This window comes from Halomonas sp. AOP27-A1-41, assembly GCF_052378605.1.
GTDB classification, from domain to species: Bacteria; Pseudomonadota; Gammaproteobacteria; order Pseudomonadales; family Halomonadaceae; genus Vreelandella; species Vreelandella citrativorans.
Genome location: NZ_JBQSXT010000001.1, coordinates 380,599 through 401,203 on the forward strand (window position 1 = coordinate 380,599; position 20,605 = coordinate 401,203).

Here is a 20,605-nt window from a genome sequence, read left to right on the forward strand (position 1 = left end):
TTGGTTGATGAGACGTTCATGTTTGTTGATTCGCACTGTCATTTGGATCGTTTGTCGGAGCACACGCATGGTGGTGATATCGCCGCCACGTTAAACGCGGCTAGAGCTGCAAACGTTAGCCAGTTTTTGGCGATTTCAGTGAGCCTTGAGGATATGCCCGGGCTCGCTGCGATTGCTCGTGAGCATAGCGACGTCGCTATTTCGGCGGGCCTTCATCCGCTGCATACGCCTGTGCAAGAGCCAGTGGCGAGTGATATTCAAGAAGCCGCAGAGCAGTACGGCGCCATTGCCATTGGTGAAACCGGGCTGGATTACCACTATCAGGAAAGCGTGCCGGTTGCGGTGCAGTATGAGCGCTTTAAGCAGCACTTGATCGCTGCCCGCGAGCTTGAGTTGCCCGTTATCGTGCATACCCGGGAAGCCAAGGAAGACACGCTTGCCTTGTTGCGAGAATATAGCGATCCACGTGTCGGTGGTGTGCTCCACTGCTTTACTGAAGACTTGGACATGGCGCGTGAAGCGGTGCGGCTTGGCTTCTATATTTCGTTGTCCGGTATTATTACCTTTAATAACGCGGCGTCGCTGCGTGAATTGGCCCGCCAACTGCCGCTGGATCGTCTGCTTATTGAAACCGATAGTCCTTACTTGGCCCCTGTGCCTTACCGTGGCAAACCCAACGAACCTGCGTGGGTTGTTGAAGTGGCAGAGTGCATCGCCAAAGCGCGGGGCATCAGCGTCGATGAAGTGGCCATGCAAACGACGGCCAACTTCTTTCAGCTGTTTAAAGCGGCCGTACCCGATGCGCCTGCGCATGTTAAACAAGCCCTGGCGCAGTCTGGGCTCGTGTCTTCACGTTAAGCGGTATTTAGCGCAAGGCGGATGCAATGAATATTGATCGACTCCTGCAGCAGCGTCAAAGTGGGGCCACTATTCCGCCTGTGGATCAGTGGCGGCCAGCGCTGTCTGGCGATATCAATATTGTGATTCAAGCAGACGGCACCTGGTTACACGAAGGGCAGCCGTTTGCCCGCCCTGATGTTGCGCGTTTGCTATCCTCGCTGTTGCGCCACGACCCGGAAGGCTACTGCCTAGTGACGCCTGTTGAGCGCTGGTGTCTCCAGGTAGACGATTTGCCTTTTGTGGCTGTTGAGGCCGACTTTCATGAGGATGCCTGGTGGTTTACGACCCAGTTTGAAGATGTCGTGCGCCTTGACGCGACACACCCTCTAGCGTTCAGCGAGACTCAAGGTGGCGAGATGCTGCCGGAAATTGCTGTCCGGTATGGGTTATCCGCCCGATTACATCGCCATGTGTTTTATCAACTGGTTGATGCAGCAAGTATGAAAACACTGGCTAATGGCCAGTGTGAAGTCGGTGTGTGGAGCGCCGGTGAGTGGTTTCCACTCGGCTGTGTGGATGCTGAGGACGCCGCTGGCGGCGATAATGGCGCACCGAGTGAGGCTTTGTGAAGTTAACCGCAGAACAACACGCTGTTGTCCATCATGAAAACGGCCATGCCAGAGTAGCGGCAGTCGCCGGTGCGGGTAAAACCACCACCATGGCAGCCCGAGTGCTGCATCTGCTGGCCGGTGGGGTTGCGCCCAAGCGGATGTTGATATTGATGTTTAACCGCTCAGCACGGGATGATTTTCATCAACGCTTGGTAAGCATGGCCCCCTTCGGGCAGGCGCTGCCTGCGGTGCGTACTTTTCACTCGCTGGGGCATCGATTAACCCAAAGTCTGTGCCGTTGGGGAGTGCTCGCACCACGCCGATTGCTGTCGGCTGACTGGCAGTTGGAGCGCTTGCTTCGCCAGGCCAGTTTACATGTACTGCGTGAAAGCGTTGAGCGGCGCGATGCGGCCATTGAGGGCGAGCGCCTGGAGGCGCTGGCGCATTTTTGTAATCTGGTCAAAGCAGAAATGGCCGAACCTCAAGCACTTTATGAGCGGCTTAACTACGAGCCGGACACTGATTACTTCCCCAGCGCGTTTAACGAAGCAGAGCGAATGCTCGCGGATGAAGGTCTTATGACCTACGCCGATTTGCTGTATCGGCCGCTCCAGGCGCTGGAAGCTGACGCTACGTTACGCCAGCGTGTGGAAGGCTTTTTGGACCACGTCATTATTGATGAGTATCAGGATATCAACGCGGCGCAGCAACGCCTCCTTGCGGTATTGGCGGGTAGCACGGCGGCGGTTATGGCGGTAGGGGATGCCAATCAGTGCATTTACGAGTGGCGTGGTGCGCGACCGGACACCATGCTGGAGGATTTTACCGCGACCTTCGGGCAGCCCACCGATTACCCACTATCAACGACGTTTCGCCATGGGCATGCGCTGGCATTAACCGCGAATCATGCGATTGTTGCCAATCAACGACGCCCCGATCAGCTCTGTTTAGCGGCGGCAAATAATCCGCATACGCGGGTGTCGGTTGGGCAGGGAAGTGCTGTCCTGCTGGATACCTTGATGGATTGGAGTGCGCAGGGGCGCACTTTTCACCAGGTCAGCCTGTTAGTGCGCAGTTGGGCACTTTCCGTGCCGTTCCAGCTGGCGTTATTGCAGGCCGGCATCCCCTTTCGCTTACTGCGTGAAGATCGTTTTGTTTTTCGCTTACCGTTGGCGCAGGCGTTAGTGGGTTACTTAAAGCTATCTCGCCGTCCTGAGCTTCTCCACGACCCAGAACACTTGCTGTTACTGCTCTCTCAGCCAACGCCTTTTGTCGCGCGGGAACGGCTACAGCGCTTGGCCTACCAGTTGGCCACTACGCAAGAGTGGCCAGAACGGCATGACCCCGTGCTTACTGAGCTAAAGCCGCTTCAACGGCGTACGTTAAAAAAACGCTGGACGTTATTGTGTGAGCTTCCCCGGCTACGTGCATGGCCATCCGCTAAATTACTTAGCCATGTGGTGGAAAGCATCGACGCTGAAAAAACGCTAAAGCGTGCCGCAGCCCGGCGGGATAAAGGCGAAGAGGACGTCCGCCTTTTGGATGTGCTGATCGAACAGGCTCAAAGCGTGCCTGATCCGGACGCCTTTATAGCGTTATTAGAGCGTCCGGTTGAAAACCAGGCCGGGGGTGTCCTGATTTCAACCGTGCATGGTGCCAAAGGGTTGGAGTGGCCGCTTGTGGTAGTCGCCGGCGTCAATGAGGAAGACTTCCCGCATTATAGCCGGGATACGCCACTGAGCGATGAGCGCCTTGAAGAAGAACGCCGACTCTTTTATGTCGCGATTACTCGCGCAGAAGAGCAGCTTCTGGTTATGCACGATGGTGGCTCGCATCGTCCAAGTCGCTTTATTGCTGAAAGCGCATGGCAGGACAGCATGCAGGTTGCCGAGTGTCTAGCGAAGAGCGAGCCCACAAGCGCTGTGTTACGGGCGGCTTCGCCAGCGATTGTACAACGCTATCTTGAGCGGTTAGGGCGTGACGATATTACGTTAACGGCGCCCGAGGTGAAGGAGCCCCAGGCCGCTTATGCGCCAGGGGAGCACTTTTACCCCGGACAGCGGCTGCATCACGCCGTTTTTGGTGAGGGAGAGATTGCCTCGGTAGAAGGTAATCCCTCTGATCCGGTCATTGATGTGCGTTTTGTTCAAGCAGGCAGGCGACGTTTAATTGCTCGCCGCGCACCCATTGAGCGATTAGAGCCACCTGTGCAATCCGCCTAACTGTTAGGCGGTGCAAGTGGCTCTGTTTGGCGCCTGCTGTTTACAGCTTACATATTGGGATAGTTGGGCCCGCCGCCGCCTTCAGGCGCTACCCAGGTAATATTCTGGGCCGGGTCCTTAATGTCACAGGTTTTGCAGTGCACGCAGTTCTGGAAGTTGATCTGAAAACGTGGCTGCCCAGCATCATCCTCTACCACTTCATACACGCCTGCAGGGCAGTAACGCTGGGCCGGCTCGGCATACTTGGGTAAGTTGTGCTTAATCGGAATGTCAGGATCGTCCAGGTGCAGGTGGCACGGCTGGTCCTCTTCGTGATTGGTGTTGGAGAGAAACACCGAAGAGGACTTATCAAACGAGAGCTTTCCGTCCGGCTTGGGGTAATTGATTTTTTCAAACTCAGCCGCCGGTTTTAGAGCGCCGTAATCAGTGGTCGTGTCGTGAACATTGGGCAGCTTGTTGCCCAGCAACTGATTAACAAAGTTGTAAGCGCCGCCACCCACGGTGCCGTACTTATGCATGGCGGGTCCAAAGCTTGCGCTTTCTTTAAGCTCTTCGTAAGCCCAGCTGGCTTCCCACTTTTGGGTAAAGCTAGCCAGTTCTTGCGCGCCTTCATCACCTGCTTTTAGGGCTTCAAAAACGCTTTCAGCGGCCACCAGGCCTGACTTCATGGCGGTATGCAGGCCTTTGATTTTGGAGAAATTAAGGGTTCCTGCATCACAGCCAATTAGTAGGCCGCCTGCAAACGTCATTTTAGGCAGGCAGTTAAAACCTCCTTTGGTGAGCGCTCGGGCGCCGTAAGCTACACGCTTACCGCCTTCCAGATATTGGCTAAGCGCCGGGTGATGCTTCATGCGCTGAAATTCATCAAACGGCGAAAGCCAGGGGTTCTGATAGGAAAGATCCATAATCAGGCCAACCACTACCTGCTGGTTTTCAGCGTGATACAGGAACCAGCCCCCAGAGGTATCTTTATCCAGCGGCCAGCCAGAACCGTGAACCACAAGCCCGGGTTCATGCTTGTCAGCGGGAACGTCCCAGAGCTCTTTTAGGCCAATGCCGTAGTGTTGCGGGTCGCGTCCAGCATCAAGGGAAAAATGCTTGATTAAGCGTTTGCCTAAATGACCACGCGCGCCTTCAGCAAACAGCGTGTATTTGGCACGCAGCTCCATGCCCGGCATATAGCCATCTTTCGGCGTGCCGTCAGCGGCGACGCCCATATCGCCTATCAAAATGCCGCGTACGGCATCTTCTTCAATAATGACGTCCTGGGCGGCGAAGCCGGGGAAAATTTCAACACCCAGCGCTTCAGCTTGCTCGGCAAGCCAGCGGCACAGATTACCAGCACTGATCACGTAGCGCGTTTGATCACCGCCGGTATTGTGCATGCTTTTGGGGACCAGCGAATTGGGCAGCTTCTGTGCCTTTTGGGCATCTTTGAGCAGGTAAACATCATCGCGAATGGCGGGAGTGTTCAAAGGGGCGCCACGCTCTTGCCAGTCGGGAAAGAGTTCATTGAGCGCCCGTGGCTCAAACACCGCGCCAGATAAAATGTGCGCACCGACTTCAGAGCCTTTTTCCACGACACAAACGGTCAGTTCTTGTTCGGCTTCATTTGCTTGCTGCATCAGGCGGCAGGCAGCGGCAAGCCCAGAAGGACCCGCGCCTACAATCACTACATCAAAGTCCATGACGTCGCGTTCAACATTTTCCACCTGGTCTCTCCTTATTCTCATAAGTGCAGTGCCTTATAAAAACACGGCCTTAATATAAAACGGTCGTTTGCTTCTGGTTATGCTCCATGATAGGCATAATACCGTGGTCAGGTCACGCCTACGATGCTAAAAGCGCGTTTCATGCTCAGTGGCCCAAACGTAGCCCTGTTTGGTGATTGTTCGACTATAGCGGTAGCGAATGGGTATTGTTGCCATTGGGCAGGCTGTGGCAAATTAACAAGGTTTTGTAACTGCGTGCCTATCAAACGCTTGCATGAATCTCTTCGGCATCGTCATCGCGTATGGCGAGGCTGACTCTTTTATAAGCGGTGTCCGCTGGGCGGGTGCCGACTTTGGTTAACGGCTTTTGCCACCAGCCAAGCGAGGAACCTATGAAAGTACTCGTCGCGGTTAAACGCGTCATCGACTATAACGTCAAAATCCGCGTCAAAGCAGATCACTCTGACGTTGATCTTACCAATGTCAAAATGGCCATGAATCCCTTCTGCGAAATTGCGGTGGAAGAGGCGGTACGCCTAAAAGAGAAGGGCGTTGCTACTGAAGTGGTGGCCGTCACCGTTGGCCCCAAAGCCGCCCAGGAACAGCTGCGTACCGCGCTGGCGCTGGGTGCTGACCGCGCTATTCACATCGAAACCGACGAGCGAGTTGAGTCGCTAGCAGTTGCCAAGTTGCTGGCCAAGGTGGTTGACGAAGAGCAGCCCGGCTTGGTCATCCTGGGTAAGCAGGCGATCGACACCGACAATAACCAGACGGGCCAGATGCTGGCTGCCTTAACCAACTTGCCGCAAGGCACGTTCGCCTCAGAAGTGGCCATTGATGGTGATACGGTTAACGTTACCCGTGAAATCGATGGCGGCTTGCAGACTGTTGCGCTGACGCTGCCTGCCATTGTGACAACCGATTTGCGCTTGAACGAGCCACGCTACGCCAAGCTGCCGGATATCATGAAGGCTAAAAAGAAACCGATGGACGTCAAAACCCCTGCCGATTACGGCATTGAGGTGGCATCCAGGGTAAGCCTTTTGAAAGTCGAGTCCCCGGCAGAACGTAAAGGCGGTATTAAGGTTGCGTCGGTGGATGAATTGATCGATAAACTAAAAAACGAAGCCAAAGTTCTTTAAGAAAAGTTCTTTGAGATAAGTTCTTCAAGATAAGTGCTTTGAAAGGAGCTGATCTAATGAGCATTTTGGTACTTGCCGATATCAATGACGGCCAACTCGCCAGCGCCACCGCTCACGTGGTAGCTGCCGCCAAAGCCATCGGTGGCGATATTGACGTTCTGGTGGCTGGAGAGGGCGTCCAGGCTGCCGCTGAAGCAGCCGCCAAGCTTGATGGCGTCAGCAAGGTGCGGGTTGCAGATAACGCTGTTTACGCTTACCAACTGGCTGAGCCCATGGGCGCGCTGCTGGTGGAGTTAGCCAGTGGTTACACCCATGTGCTGGCGAGCGCCTCCACAACCGGTAAAAATGTGTTGCCGCGTTTGGCTGCCCTAAAAGATGTTAGCCAGCTTTCCGACGTCATTGGCATTGAGAGCGCTGACACCTTCCTGCGTCCCATTTATGCGGGGAACGCCATCGCCACCGTGAAAAGTGATGATGCGCTGAAAGTAATTACCGTACGCTCCAGCGCGTTTGATGCCGTTGCCAGCAGCGGCAGCGCTACGCTAGAAGCGGTCGATGTGGTGGTTGAAAATACCCAGTCAAGCTTTGTTAAAGAAGAACTTGCACAGTCCGACCGACCCGAGCTGGGTGGCGCCAAAGTGGTTATTTCAGGCGGCCGCGGCATGGGCAATGGCGAGAACTTCAAGCTGCTGGACGGTATCGCCGACAAGCTGGGGGCGGCCGTAGGCGCCTCACGGGCAGCGGTAGATGCAGGCTTTGTTCCTAACGACATGCAGGTCGGGCAAACCGGCAAGATCGTGGCACCTGATCTCTATATTGCCGTAGGTATTTCGGGCGCCATTCAGCATTTGGCGGGCATGAAAGACTCCAAGGTCATTGTCGCGATTAATAAAGACGATGAAGCACCGATCTTTCAAGTAGCGGACTATGGTCTGGTAGGCGATTTGTTCGAGATTCTGCCTGAACTTGAGAGCAAGCTGTAAGGCGTTTCTGGATTGACTTGGTTTACCCAAGCCGGCTTATTAAAAGCCGGCTTTTTTAGGAGAGTAAATTAGATAAACTGCCCGTAGTTGGCTAAAGTACGGGCAATGTGAGAAAGTGCCGCCAAAGCGGTTGAAAAAGGTGTGGGCTGACCACACCTATCATGATGAACGCAACGCAAGCCACTCAAGGAGATGATAATATGGCACATACACTTCCCGAACTGCCGTACGCTTATGACGCACTCGAGCCGCATATTGATGCGATGACCATGGAAATTCACCACTCGCGTCACCACCAAACGTACGTCAATAACCTCAACGCTGCACTTGAGGGCACAGGCCTTGAGGACGTTGCGATTGAAGAGCTCGTCTCAAACCTGGACCGTGTGCCGGAAGCCAAGCGTCAAGCGGTTATTAACAACGGCGGCGGCCATGCCAACCACTCCATGTTCTGGCAAATGATGTCGCCGAACGGTGGTGGTCAGCCTCAGGGCGATGTTGCCAATGCTATTGATAGCGAACTAGGCGGCCTGGACTCCTTCAAGGAAGAGTTCAAAAAGGCAGCCGTAGGTCGTTTTGGTAGCGGCTGGGCATGGCTCTCCGTGACTCCCGCGAAAAAGCTGGTTGTTGAAAATACGCTGAACCAGGATAACCCGTTGATGCACGGCAACACGCCGCTGCTCGTCCTGGATGTATGGGAGCACGCCTACTACCTGAAGTATCAGAACAAGCGTCCTGACTACGTTGCTACGTTCTTCGACGTCGTTAACTGGGAAGACGTAGAGCGTCGCTATCAGGCTGCTATCGCTTAATTTAGCGCTATGTCGGGCAGGATGCCAGCCGCTGGCGCCTGCACAATGCCGCCCCCTCTGTGGGGCGGTTTTTTTGTTTCCAGACCGTAGGCTGGGCATGAGCTGTCAATAACCTGTGGATGAAAAAATACTATATATGCTTGAATTGATTTTCCCATGGTCTATATATAGTATGTGTGATGTCTTCAGAGGGGGGGAGGTACTAGATATGCTCTGCCCGAAAAATACCGCTATGAAAAGGGGAAAATGACCATGGCAATCCAGATTTATAGCAAGCCTGCTTGTGTTCAGTGTACTGCTACCTACCGTGCTCTGGATAAACAGGGTCTAGCGTATACCGTTATTGATATCACCGCTGAGTCAGGTGCCCAGCAAGAAGTAGAAGCCCTTGGCTACCGCCAGCTTCCAGTGGTCGTTGCTGGTGATGATCACTGGTCGGGTTTCCGCCCGGACCGTATCCAAGCGTTGGCGTAAAATTGCTATGTTGGTGGACGCCGCCGCTGCAACACCCCAGGTCGGCAGCCTAATTTATTTCTCCACCAAATCAGGTAACACTCATCGTTTTGTACAAAAACTTGGTCTGGCCGCACAGCGTCTTCCGCTAGGGCGTGATGAACCGACGCTACATGCCACAGCACCTTATATATTAATCACGCCCACCTACGGGGGCGGCGAGGCAAAAGGTGCGGTGCCAGGGCAAGTTATTCGCTTTCTTAACGATGAGCAGAATAGACGCTTTATTCGCGGCGTCATTGCTGCCGGTAACACTAATTTTGGTGATGCGTATGGCCTGGCTGGTCGCGTTATTGCAGAAAAGTGCCGTGTGCCATTGCTGTATCGATTTGAATTATTTGGCACCGACGATGACGTGGCCAAGGTTCGCAAAGGAGTAGAAGAGTTTTGGAAACGACAAACCTAGTCACGAAAAACCAGGCTGAACCCAAACGGCCGGCTACGGGAGCTTCCGAAGCGCGTACTTTGGATTACCACGCGCTAAACGCGATGCTTAATTTGTACGGTGCCAACGGTGAGCTACAGCTGGATAAAGACCGTGAAGCAGCACGTCAGTACTTCCTGCAACATGTTAACCAGAACACCGTCTTTTTCCACTCGCTGGAAGAAAAGCTCGATTACCTGATGGAAGAGGGCTATTACGAAGCGGAGATGCTCGGCCAATACAGCTTCGCTTTTGTTAAAGCGTTGTTTGAGCAGGCGTATGCCTACAAATTCCGTTTTCCAAGCTTTTTAGGTGCCTTCAAGTACTACACCAGCTATACGCTAAAAACGTTCGACGGTAAGCGTTACCTTGAGCGCTATGAAGACCGCGTATGCATGGTGGCACTGACCCTGGCGCGCGGCGATGAAGCGCTGGCAAAATCCTTGGTTGATGAAATAATCAGCGGTCGTTTCCAGCCAGCGACGCCTACCTTCCTGAACTGCGGCAAGCAGCAGCGCGGTGAGTTGGTATCGTGCTTCTTGCTGCGTATTGAAGACAACATGGAGTCGATCGGTCGCTCGATTAACTCAGCGCTACAGCTTTCCAAGCGGGGCGGCGGTGTTGCCTTTTTGTTGAGCAATATCCGTGAGTCCGGCGCACCCATCAAGCGTATTGAAAATCAGTCGTCGGGTATTATCCCGATCATGAAACTCTTGGAAGATGCCTTCTCCTATGCGAACCAGCTGGGTGCTCGCCAAGGCGCTGGCGCGGTTTATCTGAATGCGCACCACCCCGATATCCTGAGCTTTTTGGATACCAAGCGTGAAAATGCTGACGAGAAAATCCGCATTAAAACGTTGTCGCTGGGCGTGACGATTCCGGATATTACGTTTGAGCTTGCCAAGCGTAATGACGATATGTACCTGTTCTCGCCTTACGACGTTGAGCGTGTTTATGGCGTCCCGTTTGGCGACGTCAGCGTTACCGAGAAATACCATGAGATGGTCGCGGACGCGCGCATCCGTAAGCACAAAATCAATGCGCGGGCATTCTTCCAGACACTGGCAGAGCTGCAGTTTGAGTCGGGCTACCCGTACATCATGTTTGAAGATACGGTCAACCGGGCGAACCCGATTGCTGGTCGTATCAATATGAGTAACCTGTGCTCGGAAATTCTGCAGGTCAACACACCTACCGAATACGACGATGATCTTGGCTATCGCCAAATGGGGCAGGATATCTCCTGTAACCTGGGATCGATGAACATCGCCAAGGTAATGGACGCCGGCAATATTGGCGAAAGCGTTGAGATCGCCATTCGCGGGTTAACCGCGGTTTCTGAAATGAGCAATCTACGTAGCGTACCCTCTATTGCCGAAGGTAATGCCAAGTCACGCGCTATTGGTCTTGGTCAGATGAACCTGCACGGTTACCTGGCTCGCGAACACATTTATTATGGCTCTGAAGAGGGGTTGGACTTTACCAACCTGTATTTCTACTGCATCGCCTTTCATGCCATCCGCGCATCGAACCGCTTGGCGATTGAGCATAACGATACGTTTGCAGGCTTTGAAGACTCCAAATATGCAACGGGCGAGTTCTTCGATAAATATACCGACCAGGAGTGGCTGCCACGCACCGATAAAGTACGCGGCCTGTTCGAGCGTAGCGACATCACGCTGCCTACTCAGCAGGACTGGCAGGAGCTCAAGGCTTCGGTAATGGCCCACGGCCTTTATAATCGCAACTTGCAGGCGGTGCCGCCCACGGGCTCTATTTCCTATATTAACCACTCGACCTCAAGTATCCACCCGGTAGCGGCCAGGATCGAGATTCGTAAAGAAGGCAAGCTGGGGCGTGCTTATTACCCTGCGCCGTTCTTGAGCGAGTCCACGTTTGATTACTTCCAGGACGCTTATGAAATTGGCCCTGAGAAGATTATTGATACCTACGCTGAGGCTTCCAAGCACGTTGATCAGGGGCTCTCATTGACGCTGTTCTTCCCGGACACTGCGACAACGCGTGATATCAATAAGGCGCAGATTTACGCGTGGCGAAAAGGTATTAAAACGCTCTATTACATTCGTCTGCGCCAAAGCGCGCTGGAAGGTACTGAAGTGGAAGGCTGTGTTTCCTGCACGCTTTAATACCCGTGCCTGGCAAATTGCCAGCATTTGATATTCTGTACTTGATGCGCCGTATGTAATACGGCGCTTTTAATGAGAGTTATTTCATGACTACCACGCAACGCTTATCGCGGGTGAATGCGATCAACTGGAACCGTCTTCAGGATGACAAGGATCTTGAAGTATGGAATCGCCTGACCAGTAACTTTTGGCTGCCGGAAAAAGTGCCGCTTTCCAACGATATTCAATCGTGGAACACACTGACCCAGCAGGAAAAGCAGCTAACCATTCGCGTGTTTACAGGCCTGACGCTGCTGGATACGATCCAAAGCAGCATTGGTGCTCCGGTGCTAATGGAAAATGCTCGCACACCCCATGAAGAGGCGGTATACACCAATATTGCGTTTATGGAGTCGGTGCATGCGCGTTCGTACAGCTCGATTTTCTCGACGCTATGCGCCACGCGCGATGTGGACGATGCCTTCCGGTGGAGTGAAGAGAATCCCACGCTCCAGGCTAAGTCAGAACTGATTCTGGAGCGCTATCGCTCTGATGACCCGTTGATGCGCCAGGTGGCCAGCGTATTTTTGGAGTCCTTTTTGTTCTATTCGGGCTTCTATCTGCCCATGTACTGGTCCAGCCACGCCAAGCTAACCAACACCGCTGATCTTATTCGTTTGATTATTCGCGATGAAGCGGTACACGGTTACTACATTGGCTACAAATTCCAGCAAGCCTTGGCAGAAGCCACGCCCGAGCGTCAGCAGGAAGTCAAGGATTACGCGTATGAGCTGCTTCTTGAGCTGTATGATAATGAAGTGCGCTACACCGAGTCACTGTATGACGAAGTGGGGCTGTCGGAAGATGTGAAGAAATTTCTTCATTATAACGCCAACAAAGCGCTGATGAACCTGGGCTATGAGCCGCTGTTCCCCAGTAGCGTGACCGACGTTGACCCGACGATTATGGCGGCTCTGTCGCCCAGCGCGAATGAAAACCACGACTTCTTCTCAGGCTCTGGCTCCTCGTACGTTATTGGCAAAGCCATTGCCACTGAAGATGATGACTGGGAGTTTTAATAGTCTCATCCGGTAAGCGGTAAAAAGAGGGAAGGGCCATGCCAGATGTAACGCCAAACACGGCCAGTGTACTGAAAATCGCAGCGGCGGTTGTAAGTGACCTGGATGGTCGACTGCTGCTGGTGCGTAAACAGGGCACCGCTTTCTTTATGCAGCCGGGCGGTAAGATCGACCTGGGTGAAACGGCACTGGCAGCACTATGTCGTGAGCTTAAAGAAGAGCTCGGTTTGCATGTCACTGAAGACCGGCTGCTTCCTTTGGGCGTACAGAAGGCCCCGGCGGCGAATGAGCCTGGCATGACGATTGAAGCGCAGCTCTATGGGCTGGTGATTGATGAGCCGGTAGAGGCGGCCGCTGAAATCGCTGAAGCCAAATGGGTAAGCCGTGAGCAGGCGTGGGAGCTTCCTCTCGCGCCGCTAACCAAAGGCTATGTCATAAGGACCGTGTCATAAAGACATGTGCCATAAAGACATGTGTCATGTTGAACGTTTAAGACATCAAGCATCACCATTATAAGCGGGGCGCCATTTGGCGCCCTTTTTTATACCCAAAATAAAGCAAAAAAACGTCTTAATGTTAATGATAAATATTGTCATTTATTGAGATGGTGGTAGGCTAACGCGTAGAATTTAAACGCAAATCGTTCTTATACTTAATTGGTTTCTAGTGTGGCTAATGGTAAAGCTCGCTAGGCAGTAACGGAGAGTCGACGTGCTGAACAGGTCTTTCTTTGCCGTGCGTACGTGTTGCTTAGCCTTCGTGCTAGTCAGCGGTGGGCTAATGGCAAGCGATGAAACAGCGGGCCAGGCGGCCCAGAGCGTAGAAGCCCAACAAACCCAGGCGGCCCTGCAGCAGCAAATTGATGCAGCCGATGAAGAGACCCGGGGCGCGCTAGAAGAGTTACGTCGGCTAGAGCGTGAGACTCGCCAAATGGAGGCCACAAACGCGTCGCTAAGTGCGCGTTTGGTAGAAGAAGCCGAACGTCAGAAGCGTTTAAGTACTGCACTGAATACCCTGGAAGAGACACGCGCGGCGCTACCGCTTATCGAGCAGGATATGCAAGCACAGCTAACGCGCTGGATTGAGCAGGATATGCCGTTCTTGCGCGATGAGCGCTTGGCTCGAGTCGTGCACTCTGATGAGGCGCAGAGCAGCAACACCGTTGAGCGGATCAACGGCTTATTAGAAGCATGGCGAGTAGAGCTTGAATACGGCCGTGACATTGATAACTGGCGCGGACGTTTGCAAAGCCCTGAAGGCAATGCTCGGGAAGTAGATTATCTACGCGTCGGTAGAATTGGATTTTACTACCTGACGCCAGACGCTCGGGAAGGCGGTGTTTGGGATGCCGCCAACCATGAATGGCTACCGTTGGATGAGCGAGCACGGCGCGAAGTCCGCAATGGTCTGCGCATCGCCGCTGACCAGCGCACGCCGGATCTATTGAGGTTGCCGCTATCCATTACCGTTGCAGAACAGCAGGGAGGTCAGCCATGAGCGTCAATCGTCAACGTCTGCAACGCCTGGTAAGTGCTGGTTTGTTGGTGGGGCTTGTCGCCGTCAGTTTCGGCGTCTCGGCGCAAAGTGAGCCTGTTTCATCGCTACGCGAAGCACGCCAGGCCGCTGAGGCGCGTGACCAGGAGCGCTTGGCGCGCTTTTTGGAAGATCAGCAAGCGTTAAATGCAGCGCTTGAAGAGGCTCGCGCCGCCCACCAGTCAGCCGAGGAGCAGCGTGAGGCGCTGCAAGCCCAGCAAACCGAGCAGGCTGAGCAGGCCAGTGAGTTAACCGAGCGCCAGAACGAACAGGGTGAAGCGCTTTCCGGCTTGTTGGCCAACCTTGCGCGACACAGTACCGAAGTGCGCAACGCATTGGGTGAAGATAGCTGGTTAACCTTGCAAGAAGAGATACTGCCGCCTCGCCTGGATAACGCGGAAGTGCTTGAACGTCGTCAGCTAGAAAACGTGGTCGACAGCCTGGCAACGCTGGCTGCAAAAACCGGGCAGGTTGAACGTTTGGAGCTTCCGGTCGCGGATTCCAGCGGCATGATCGCGCCCCGTAACGTGGTTCGATTGGGTGACTTCGCCGCGTTTACGGAAAATGCACTACTTCAGCAAGATGGTGACGTCAGTCATTTGGCCGAAGCGCCGCGTACGCCAGACGAAATTCAAAGTGTGCTCGCGGCTTACCATCAGGGAGAAAGCAGGGAATTCCTGATTGACCCCACTCAAGGCCCCGTTTTACAGGCGCTTTCTCAACGTCCTAGCCTGTGGGAGCGTTTCCAGCAGGGCGGGTACGTCGGTTATGTCATCGTCGTGCTGGGGGTGTTGGGTCTGCTGGTGGCGCTGGGGCAATATGCCTACTTGGTGCTACAGAGTCTTCGCGTGCGCCGCCAACGTCAGTCGCTTAATCAGTTGCAGTCGAATAACCCACTAGGCCGCGTGTTGCTTCGCTTTAAAGAGATGGATAAGCACCAAACCCCTGAAGCGTTAGAAGCACGTTTGGATGAAGCGGTACTAGCAGAGCTGCCGCGCATTGAGCGGGGTCAGCCCATTGTTAAGCTATTGGCTGCTATTGCACCGCTGCTGGGGTTGTTAGGAACGGTGACCGGCATGATTGTAACGTTTCAGGCGATTACCGTGTTTGGCACTGGCGATCCGCAGCTCATGGCAGGGGGGATTAGCCAGGCATTGGTCACCACGGTGCTGGGCCTCATTACGGCGGTGCCTTTGCTGTTTGCGCAAACGGCGCTTTCAAGCCGCAGCCGTCACTTAAGCCAGGTGATTGAAGGCGAGGCGAGTGCGACCTTGGCGGATCATTTGGAAGCTCAATCTACTGCTCATGCTACGTCGGTGAATTGATATGCCCACGCTACCTCTCTGGCTTGAACCGGTAGAGCGGTTAGTCGATGCCGGTGGTGCGGTTCTGGTCGTGCTGGCGTTGGTCGCGGTGCTGGTGTTCGGCATGGCGATAGAGCGCTGGTGGTACTACCGCATTACCTGGCGTTCCGCCCGTCGGCAGTTGATTCGTCGCTGGGCGGAGCGCCGCGACCACCGCAGCTGGAGCGCGCGCACGCTACGCCACGTGTGGACAGAAGCACTAGTGGCCAGGCTTCGTCGTCCGCTGCCCTGGTTAAAGCTGCTGGTCGCGCTCTGCCCCTTGCTGGGCCTGCTGGGTACTGTTACCGGCATGATTACCGTATTTGATAGTCTCTCGATGAGTGATACGCATCAAGCGCGCGCGATGGCTGATGGCGTGGCGCGTGCAACGCTGCCTACGTTAACCGGCATGGCGATTGCGGTCGTGGGGCTTCTGTTTATTAGTCGTTTAGAGCACGTGATTCGTCGAGAAGATCAGCGGTTGCATGACCGGCTGGCACGTGCCTTGGAGGAGAGTGATGCGTAGACGCCGTTCAATGGACGCAAACGCAGAAAGCAATGAAGTCAACCTGACGCCCATGCTCGATGTGGTGTTCATTATGCTGATCTTCTTTATCGTAACGACCAGTTTTATTAAAGAGAGCGGTATCGAGATTGAACGCCCGGAATCGAGTGCGGCGAGTCCACGCCCGGAAGCGCAGGTGCTGGTGGCTATTACGCCTGAAGGTGCTGTCTGGGTGGACGGTAAGCCAGTGGATGTCCATCACGTAGGGCGGGAAGTGGCCGGTATGTTGACCGAGCAAGGGTCTGCCGTGATTCAGGCGGACCAGGCATCGACGACCGGGCTGCTCATTGAAGTTATGGATCGCCTTAAAGAGGCTGGGGTAGAGCAGGTGGCCGTCGCTGCGAGCCGGAGTGCGCCATGATGCGTCATGCGGTGTCCTTTCTGGTGGGAATTACGCTGGCAGTGGGTCTATTTTGGCTGCTGGCGCTACTGGTAACGCCGCCAGAAAGCGAGCCTGAAACGCCGATAATGACCATGACCATGAATATGGTGGAAGCGCCAGAAGTGGCGCCTGAGCAAGAGGCGCCAGCGCCGCAGCCTGCGCAAGCCACGCCTCAGCAGGCGCCGCCGCCCATGCCGACACCCGAGCCGCCTCCGGTAACCGATAGTGCTATTACGCTGCCTGATGTAGAGCTACCTGACGTACCCGTCGAGCCGGTGGAGATGGATGATGAGCTGCCGGAGTTAACGGAAATAGCGCCCGAACCTCAACCCGAGCCTCAGCCCGCACCGCAGCCGGAACCTGCACCTGAGCCATCCCCAGAGCCGCCGAAGGAAGCAGCGCCAGTAGAGACGCCCACGGAGGCACCCGCTCAGCGTGAAGCGGCCCCGGTAGCCGAAGCGCCGCCTTCCAACGAGCCAGTAAGTGTCGGGCAGGTGGCGCCTACCAATCGTGTTAACCCCAATTATCCACCGCGCGCGCAGCGCAGAGGTATGGAAGGGTTCGTTGAGGTGGAATTTATTATTCGTCGCGATGGTAGCGTTGACCGGTCCTCCGTTCGAGTAACGAATTCTCAGCCACGGCGTGTATTTGATGACGCCGCCCAAAAGGCTATTGGGCAGTGGCAGTTTGCCAGCAGCCAGCAGATCCGGCGTGCCACACAGCGCATAGAGTTTCAATTGAGGTAGCGGAATGCAGCGTTTAGCATGGATTCTAATGTTCAGTGTCTGGGCTTCTGCCGCCCAGGCCGATGCACCGCTTTCGGGTGACATCATTCGTGATTTGAAAATGCAGCAAGAGCAGTTGCAAAGTGGTGCGTTTGAGACCGTGGCTGAACGCGCCACCGCCCAGGCGAATCGATTGGCTGGAGGAAATGTTTCTGATCGTTGGGCCAGTGCGCTCTACCATCAGCTGGCGGCAAGCGCTTTGGCTCGCCAGGAAAAGCCTGCTCAGGCCGCTGATCATCTCGCATTGGCGCGTCAGACCAGCGGTGTGGGTGCAGAGCAGGCAGCGCGTTGGTTGCGTGAAGAAGCGTCGCTGCGGCGTGTGGCGGGGCAAAATGAGCAGGCCATTGATTTATTGAGCGAATGGCTAGAGAGCGAGCAGGATATCGCCGCGCTATGGCAGTTGGTGCGTCTGATGGCGCAAGAGGCGCAGTGGGATGCTGCCGCTGAGCGGCTGAATCAGGCCGTTGAGCAAACACAAGCGCTTGATGAGAGCCAGCAAGCACTGGCGCTTGCCGTACTACGACATTCAGGGCAAAGCGAGCAGGCGCTTGGCTGGTTGGTTGAAGGCCTGGGCCCACAAAGCGATAGAGACGCGTGGCAGCAGGCAGCGGGGCTTGCCCAGCAGGCAGGCCAGCCAGGCGTTGCCGCTGGCTTGTGGGAAATGGCGTGGCAGTTGGGCAAGCTGGAAACAAAGGATGACTTTTGGCTACTGGTTCAGTTGCATCGAAGCGGAGGAACGCCTGCGCGGGCCGCTGAACATGTGGAAAATGCCTTGGCGAAGGGGGAGCTTGAGCGAGATGAGCACTCGTTACGCTTGCTCGCCACGTCCTGGCAACAGGCCCGGCACGTCGACAATGCGCTAAGTGCCTGGCAGGCATTGGCTGAATATACCCAAGCGGCCAAGGACTGGCGCCAATATGGGCAGTTGGCTTATGCCTGGGGAAATGAAGAGCAGGCCGAGCAGGCACTTTTTCAGGCAGCTGAGTTGGGCGATGAAGAAGCCAGCCAGTGGCTGGCCAATTTCAATTAACGTCAGAAGTACTGAGCGTAATCGCAAAATCGCTCCAGGTCGGTGCATGGTCGGAGGGGCGTTCCATAGCGCGCAGCTCATAATCGATCCCCGCTGCCTGAATGCAGTCGGCAAGCGGCTGTGTTACTAGAATATAGTCGATCCGTAGGCCACGTTTGGGCTCGCGGTCAAAGCCTTTGGAACGATAATCAAACCAACTGAACCGCTCATTGTTCTCTGGGTAGCAAAGGCGATAGCTGTCGGTTAGTCCCCAGGCTTTGATGCCCGCCAGCCATTCGCGCTCAATCGGCTGAAAACTTGCTTTGCCTTCACGCAGCCAGCGCTTGCGGCTTGCCTCGCCAATACCGATATCCTGATCTTCAGGTGAAATGTTAAAATCACCCATAATCGCTAGACGCTCGTCCGCACGGTAATGTTTGTTGAGCAGACTTGTGAGTTGGCGGTAAAAGTGCGCTTTATGGGGAAATTTCGTCGGATGGCTAACGTTTTCACCCTGTGGGAAGTAGCCGTTCCAAACGGTGACTGATTCGCCGTCGTTAGCCAGCAAGCGTACGCCAATCATGCGCCGCTGCGCTTCTTCGCCATCATCGGGAAAGCCATAAAAGATGTCCTGGGGCTTTTGGCGGCACATTAACGCCACCCCATAGTGGCCTTTTTGCCCATGGTAATAGACGTGATAGCCCATAGCCTCTACATCGGCCAGGGGGAACTCGCTGTCCTGTACTTTGGTTTCCTGCAGGCCTATAACGTCAGGCTGCTGGGTATCAATCAAGGCCTGCAACTGATGAAGCCGAGCGCGGATGCCGTTGATGTTGAAAGAAACCAATCGCATTACGATTTATCCTCTGGCGTATGATCCGCCTCTTTGTCAGGATGGATGGCGATACTTTGGCCCTCCTGTTGGCGCGCCAGCTTGCGCTCTGCCTGAAGTTTACGCTGCTGCTGCTTTTTGGCGACAAAACGGCGTGATGAGGTCACTTGGTCGGGGTTATCATGGCGCCACTGTTTATAGTCTTTGCGGCGCCCGGTGCGAATCGTCACCTTGTCAGCCAAAGAACGTGTTTTTTTCTTACGCGTCATGTCGCGCTCCTTATGTCGAATTAAGCCATATTCTAACAGGCTCTGGCCTACCTTCGACAGCAGGACGCGCTCTTAGCGCCAACCCCTGATACAATACGCGCTTCGTGATGCCTAACATTCACAGTAATGGACAGATACATAGCCTATGAGCGAGTCGGAACAGACCATAGCATCGGCCCAGAACCGCAAGCCGAAACGTCGCCGTCGGAAACCGCGTCGCCGCCAGTCTAGCTGGGATCTTCGTCAGTTTCAGGTGCCTGCCGTGGCTGGCAAATGGCGCTTTCATGACTTTGATCTGCCGCTACCGTTGATGCGCGCCATTCATGCCCAAGGGTTTGAATACTGCACACCGATCCAGGCTGAAGCGCTACGTGCAACGCTGCTGGGTGGCGATATAGTGGGTAAAGCGCAAACCGGTACCGGCAAGACGGCTGCATTTTTGATCTCGGTAATGGCGTACTTCCTTGAAGAGCCTGCACCTGATGGTCAAAAGCCCGGTGCGCCGCGAGCACTGATTATTGCGCCTACGCGTGAGTTGGCCCTGCAAATCGAAAAAGACGCCAAGGCGCTTGCTCGCTTTACGCAGTTGAACGTGGCCAGCGTTGTTGGTGGGATGGACTATCAAAAGCAGCGCGAAAGTCTGGGCAAAAAGATTGATATCCTGGTCGCAACGCCAGGCCGCTTGCTGGATTTCCATCAAAAGCGTGATATCGACCTTTCTGAAGTGGAAGTGCTGGTATTGGATGAAGCCGACCGTATGCTGTCGATGGGCTTTATTCCTGACGTGAAGCGTATTATTCGCTACACGCCGAAGACAGAAGAGCGCCAGACGTTCCTGTTTTCTGCCACCTTTACCGACGATATTCTCAATCTGGCCAATCAGTGGACGGTTAACCCAGCCCACGTTGAGATTGAAGTCACGGTTGAAAACCAGGCGGATATTGACCAGCGTGTTTATCTCGTCTCGGACGACGATAAGCAGCGCCTGCTGGTAAACCTGCTTGAGCAAGAGAGCTTTGAGCGTGTGATGGTATTCGGTAATCGCCGCGATTTGGTTCGTAAGCTGGATGACCTGCTGAAAAAAGCCGGTATCAGTGCGGCCATGCTGTCGGGTGACGTACCGCAAAACCAGCGCATCACTACGCTTGAGCGTTTCCGCGAAGGTGATATTCAAGTGTTGGTTGCTACGGATGTGGCAGGCCGCGGAATTCACATTGAAGACGTAAGCCACGTCATCAACTACACGCTGCCTGAAGACCCGGAAGACTACGTTCACCGTATTGGTCGTACCGGTCGTGCAGGCGCCAAAGGCGTTTCCATCAGCTTTGTGGGCGAAGAAGATGCCTTCTCATTGCCTGAGATCGAACGCTATATCAACGGCAAACTGCCCTGCGAACATCCGCCGGAAGGTATGCTGTAAAGC

21 protein-coding genes are annotated in these 20,605 nt (G+C 54.6%); 18 read left to right on the top strand and 3 right to left on the bottom strand.

Annotated features, from left to right (window positions below):
• Positions 1 to 18 precede the first annotated feature (18 nt).
• From ACT3TC_RS01690 to ACT3TC_RS01700, 3 genes are read left to right on the top strand one after another with little or no spacing between them, the layout of a single operon-like run.
• Entirely contained in the window at positions 19 to 858 is an 840-nt protein-coding gene (locus ACT3TC_RS01690; protein ID WP_444638900.1) for a TatD family hydrolase, read from the top strand.
• A 26-nt stretch (positions 859 to 884) separates the two neighbouring features.
• The gene (locus ACT3TC_RS01695) at positions 885 to 1,469 is read left to right on the top strand and encodes a DUF1285 domain-containing protein (protein WP_444638901.1); all 585 of its coding nucleotides are present in this window, start codon (positions 885 to 887) and stop codon (positions 1,467 to 1,469) included.
• Complete coding sequence (locus ACT3TC_RS01700; protein WP_444638903.1) at positions 1,466 to 3,673, top strand: ATP-dependent helicase; 2,208 nt, start codon at positions 1,466 to 1,468, stop codon at positions 3,671 to 3,673. The genes ACT3TC_RS01695 and ACT3TC_RS01700 overlap by 4 nt, the downstream gene beginning before the upstream one ends.
• A gap of 47 nt (positions 3,674 to 3,720) precedes the next feature.
• Here ACT3TC_RS01700 and ACT3TC_RS01705 read toward each other — a convergent pair whose 3' ends face one another.
• Complete coding sequence (locus ACT3TC_RS01705) at positions 3,721 to 5,385, bottom strand: electron transfer flavoprotein-ubiquinone oxidoreductase (protein ID WP_192526375.1); 1,665 nt, start codon at positions 5,383 to 5,385, stop codon at positions 3,721 to 3,723.
• Positions 5,386 to 5,777: 392 nt separating this feature from the next.
• On the opposite strand from ACT3TC_RS01705, the gene ACT3TC_RS01710 reads away from it, so the two are divergent.
• From ACT3TC_RS01710 to ACT3TC_RS01775, 14 genes are all read left to right on the top strand, one after another.
• Positions 5,778 to 6,527: an electron transfer flavoprotein subunit beta/FixA family protein gene (locus ACT3TC_RS01710; RefSeq protein WP_192526376.1), complete on the top strand. Its 750-nt coding sequence runs from the start codon at positions 5,778 to 5,780 to the stop codon at positions 6,525 to 6,527.
• A 56-nt stretch (positions 6,528 to 6,583) separates the two neighbouring features.
• Positions 6,584 to 7,510, top strand: coding sequence for an electron transfer flavoprotein subunit alpha/FixB family protein (locus ACT3TC_RS01715; protein ID WP_172116385.1), 927 nt, complete (start codon positions 6,584 to 6,586; stop codon positions 7,508 to 7,510).
• A 200-nt stretch (positions 7,511 to 7,710) separates the two neighbouring features.
• On the top strand, positions 7,711 to 8,322 hold the full coding sequence (locus tag ACT3TC_RS01720; RefSeq protein WP_193053757.1) for a superoxide dismutase: 612 nt from the start codon (positions 7,711 to 7,713) through the stop codon (positions 8,320 to 8,322).
• Positions 8,323 to 8,574: 252 nt separating this feature from the next.
• The gene (nrdH, locus tag ACT3TC_RS01725) at positions 8,575 to 8,796 is read left to right on the top strand and encodes a glutaredoxin-like protein NrdH (protein ID WP_087109257.1); all 222 of its coding nucleotides are present in this window, start codon (positions 8,575 to 8,577) and stop codon (positions 8,794 to 8,796) included.
• Positions 8,797 to 8,803: 7 nt separating this feature from the next.
• Positions 8,804 to 9,241 (top strand): class Ib ribonucleoside-diphosphate reductase assembly flavoprotein NrdI, encoded by a 438-nt coding sequence (gene nrdI, locus ACT3TC_RS01730; RefSeq protein ID WP_172116387.1) that lies wholly within the window; start codon positions 8,804 to 8,806, stop codon positions 9,239 to 9,241.
• Positions 9,223 to 11,406 (top strand): class 1b ribonucleoside-diphosphate reductase subunit alpha, encoded by a 2,184-nt coding sequence (gene nrdE, locus ACT3TC_RS01735; RefSeq protein WP_253926942.1) that lies wholly within the window; start codon positions 9,223 to 9,225, stop codon positions 11,404 to 11,406. The genes nrdI and nrdE overlap by 19 nt, the downstream gene beginning before the upstream one ends.
• An 86-nt stretch (positions 11,407 to 11,492) precedes the next feature.
• Positions 11,493 to 12,464, top strand: coding sequence for a class 1b ribonucleoside-diphosphate reductase subunit beta (gene nrdF, locus ACT3TC_RS01740; RefSeq protein ID WP_087109253.1), 972 nt, complete (start codon positions 11,493 to 11,495; stop codon positions 12,462 to 12,464).
• A gap of 38 nt (positions 12,465 to 12,502) precedes the next feature.
• Positions 12,503 to 12,916 carry an NUDIX hydrolase gene (locus ACT3TC_RS01745; protein WP_193053755.1) on the top strand — a complete coding sequence of 138 codons (414 nt, stop codon included), beginning with the start codon at positions 12,503 to 12,505 and terminating at the stop codon, positions 12,914 to 12,916.
• A 259-nt stretch (positions 12,917 to 13,175) separates the two neighbouring features.
• Positions 13,176 to 13,961 carry a DUF3450 family protein gene (locus ACT3TC_RS01750; RefSeq protein ID WP_444638904.1) on the top strand — a complete coding sequence of 262 codons (786 nt, stop codon included), beginning with the start codon at positions 13,176 to 13,178 and terminating at the stop codon, positions 13,959 to 13,961.
• On the top strand, positions 13,958 to 15,322 hold the full coding sequence (locus ACT3TC_RS01755) for a MotA/TolQ/ExbB proton channel family protein (protein ID WP_444621428.1): 1,365 nt from the start codon (positions 13,958 to 13,960) through the stop codon (positions 15,320 to 15,322). Before ACT3TC_RS01750 ends, ACT3TC_RS01755 begins: the two co-directional genes overlap by 4 nt.
• 1 nt (position 15,323) lies before the next feature.
• Positions 15,324 to 15,866, top strand: coding sequence for a MotA/TolQ/ExbB proton channel family protein (locus ACT3TC_RS01760; protein ID WP_172116391.1), 543 nt, complete (start codon positions 15,324 to 15,326; stop codon positions 15,864 to 15,866).
• Positions 15,859 to 16,266 (top strand): ExbD/TolR family protein, encoded by a 408-nt coding sequence (locus ACT3TC_RS01765; protein WP_193056304.1) that lies wholly within the window; start codon positions 15,859 to 15,861, stop codon positions 16,264 to 16,266. The genes ACT3TC_RS01760 and ACT3TC_RS01765 overlap by 8 nt, the downstream gene beginning before the upstream one ends.
• Positions 16,263 to 17,033: an energy transducer TonB gene (locus ACT3TC_RS01770; RefSeq protein ID WP_193056305.1), complete on the top strand. Its 771-nt coding sequence runs from the start codon at positions 16,263 to 16,265 to the stop codon at positions 17,031 to 17,033. Before ACT3TC_RS01765 ends, ACT3TC_RS01770 begins: the two co-directional genes overlap by 4 nt.
• 4 nt (positions 17,034 to 17,037) lie before the next feature.
• Positions 17,038 to 18,102 (top strand): hypothetical protein, encoded by a 1,065-nt coding sequence (locus tag ACT3TC_RS01775; protein ID WP_193056306.1) that lies wholly within the window; start codon positions 17,038 to 17,040, stop codon positions 18,100 to 18,102.
• Here the strand turns inward: ACT3TC_RS01775 and xthA are convergent.
• Together xthA and ACT3TC_RS01785 are read right to left on the bottom strand one after the other, a co-directional pair.
• Complete coding sequence (xthA, locus tag ACT3TC_RS01780) at positions 18,095 to 18,934, bottom strand: exodeoxyribonuclease III (protein WP_193056307.1); 840 nt, start codon at positions 18,932 to 18,934, stop codon at positions 18,095 to 18,097. The two genes, ACT3TC_RS01775 and xthA, sit on opposite strands and share 8 nt — an antisense overlap.
• Positions 18,934 to 19,182 (bottom strand): hypothetical protein, encoded by a 249-nt coding sequence (locus tag ACT3TC_RS01785; protein ID WP_172116396.1) that lies wholly within the window; start codon positions 19,180 to 19,182, stop codon positions 18,934 to 18,936. Before ACT3TC_RS01785 ends, xthA begins: the two co-directional genes overlap by 1 nt.
• A 145-nt stretch (positions 19,183 to 19,327) precedes the next feature.
• On the opposite strand from ACT3TC_RS01785, the gene rhlB reads away from it, so the two are divergent.
• Positions 19,328 to 20,602 carry an ATP-dependent RNA helicase RhlB gene (rhlB, locus tag ACT3TC_RS01790; RefSeq protein WP_441677079.1) on the top strand — a complete coding sequence of 425 codons (1,275 nt, stop codon included), beginning with the start codon at positions 19,328 to 19,330 and terminating at the stop codon, positions 20,600 to 20,602.
• The last annotated feature ends 3 nt before the right edge of the window (positions 20,603 to 20,605 follow it).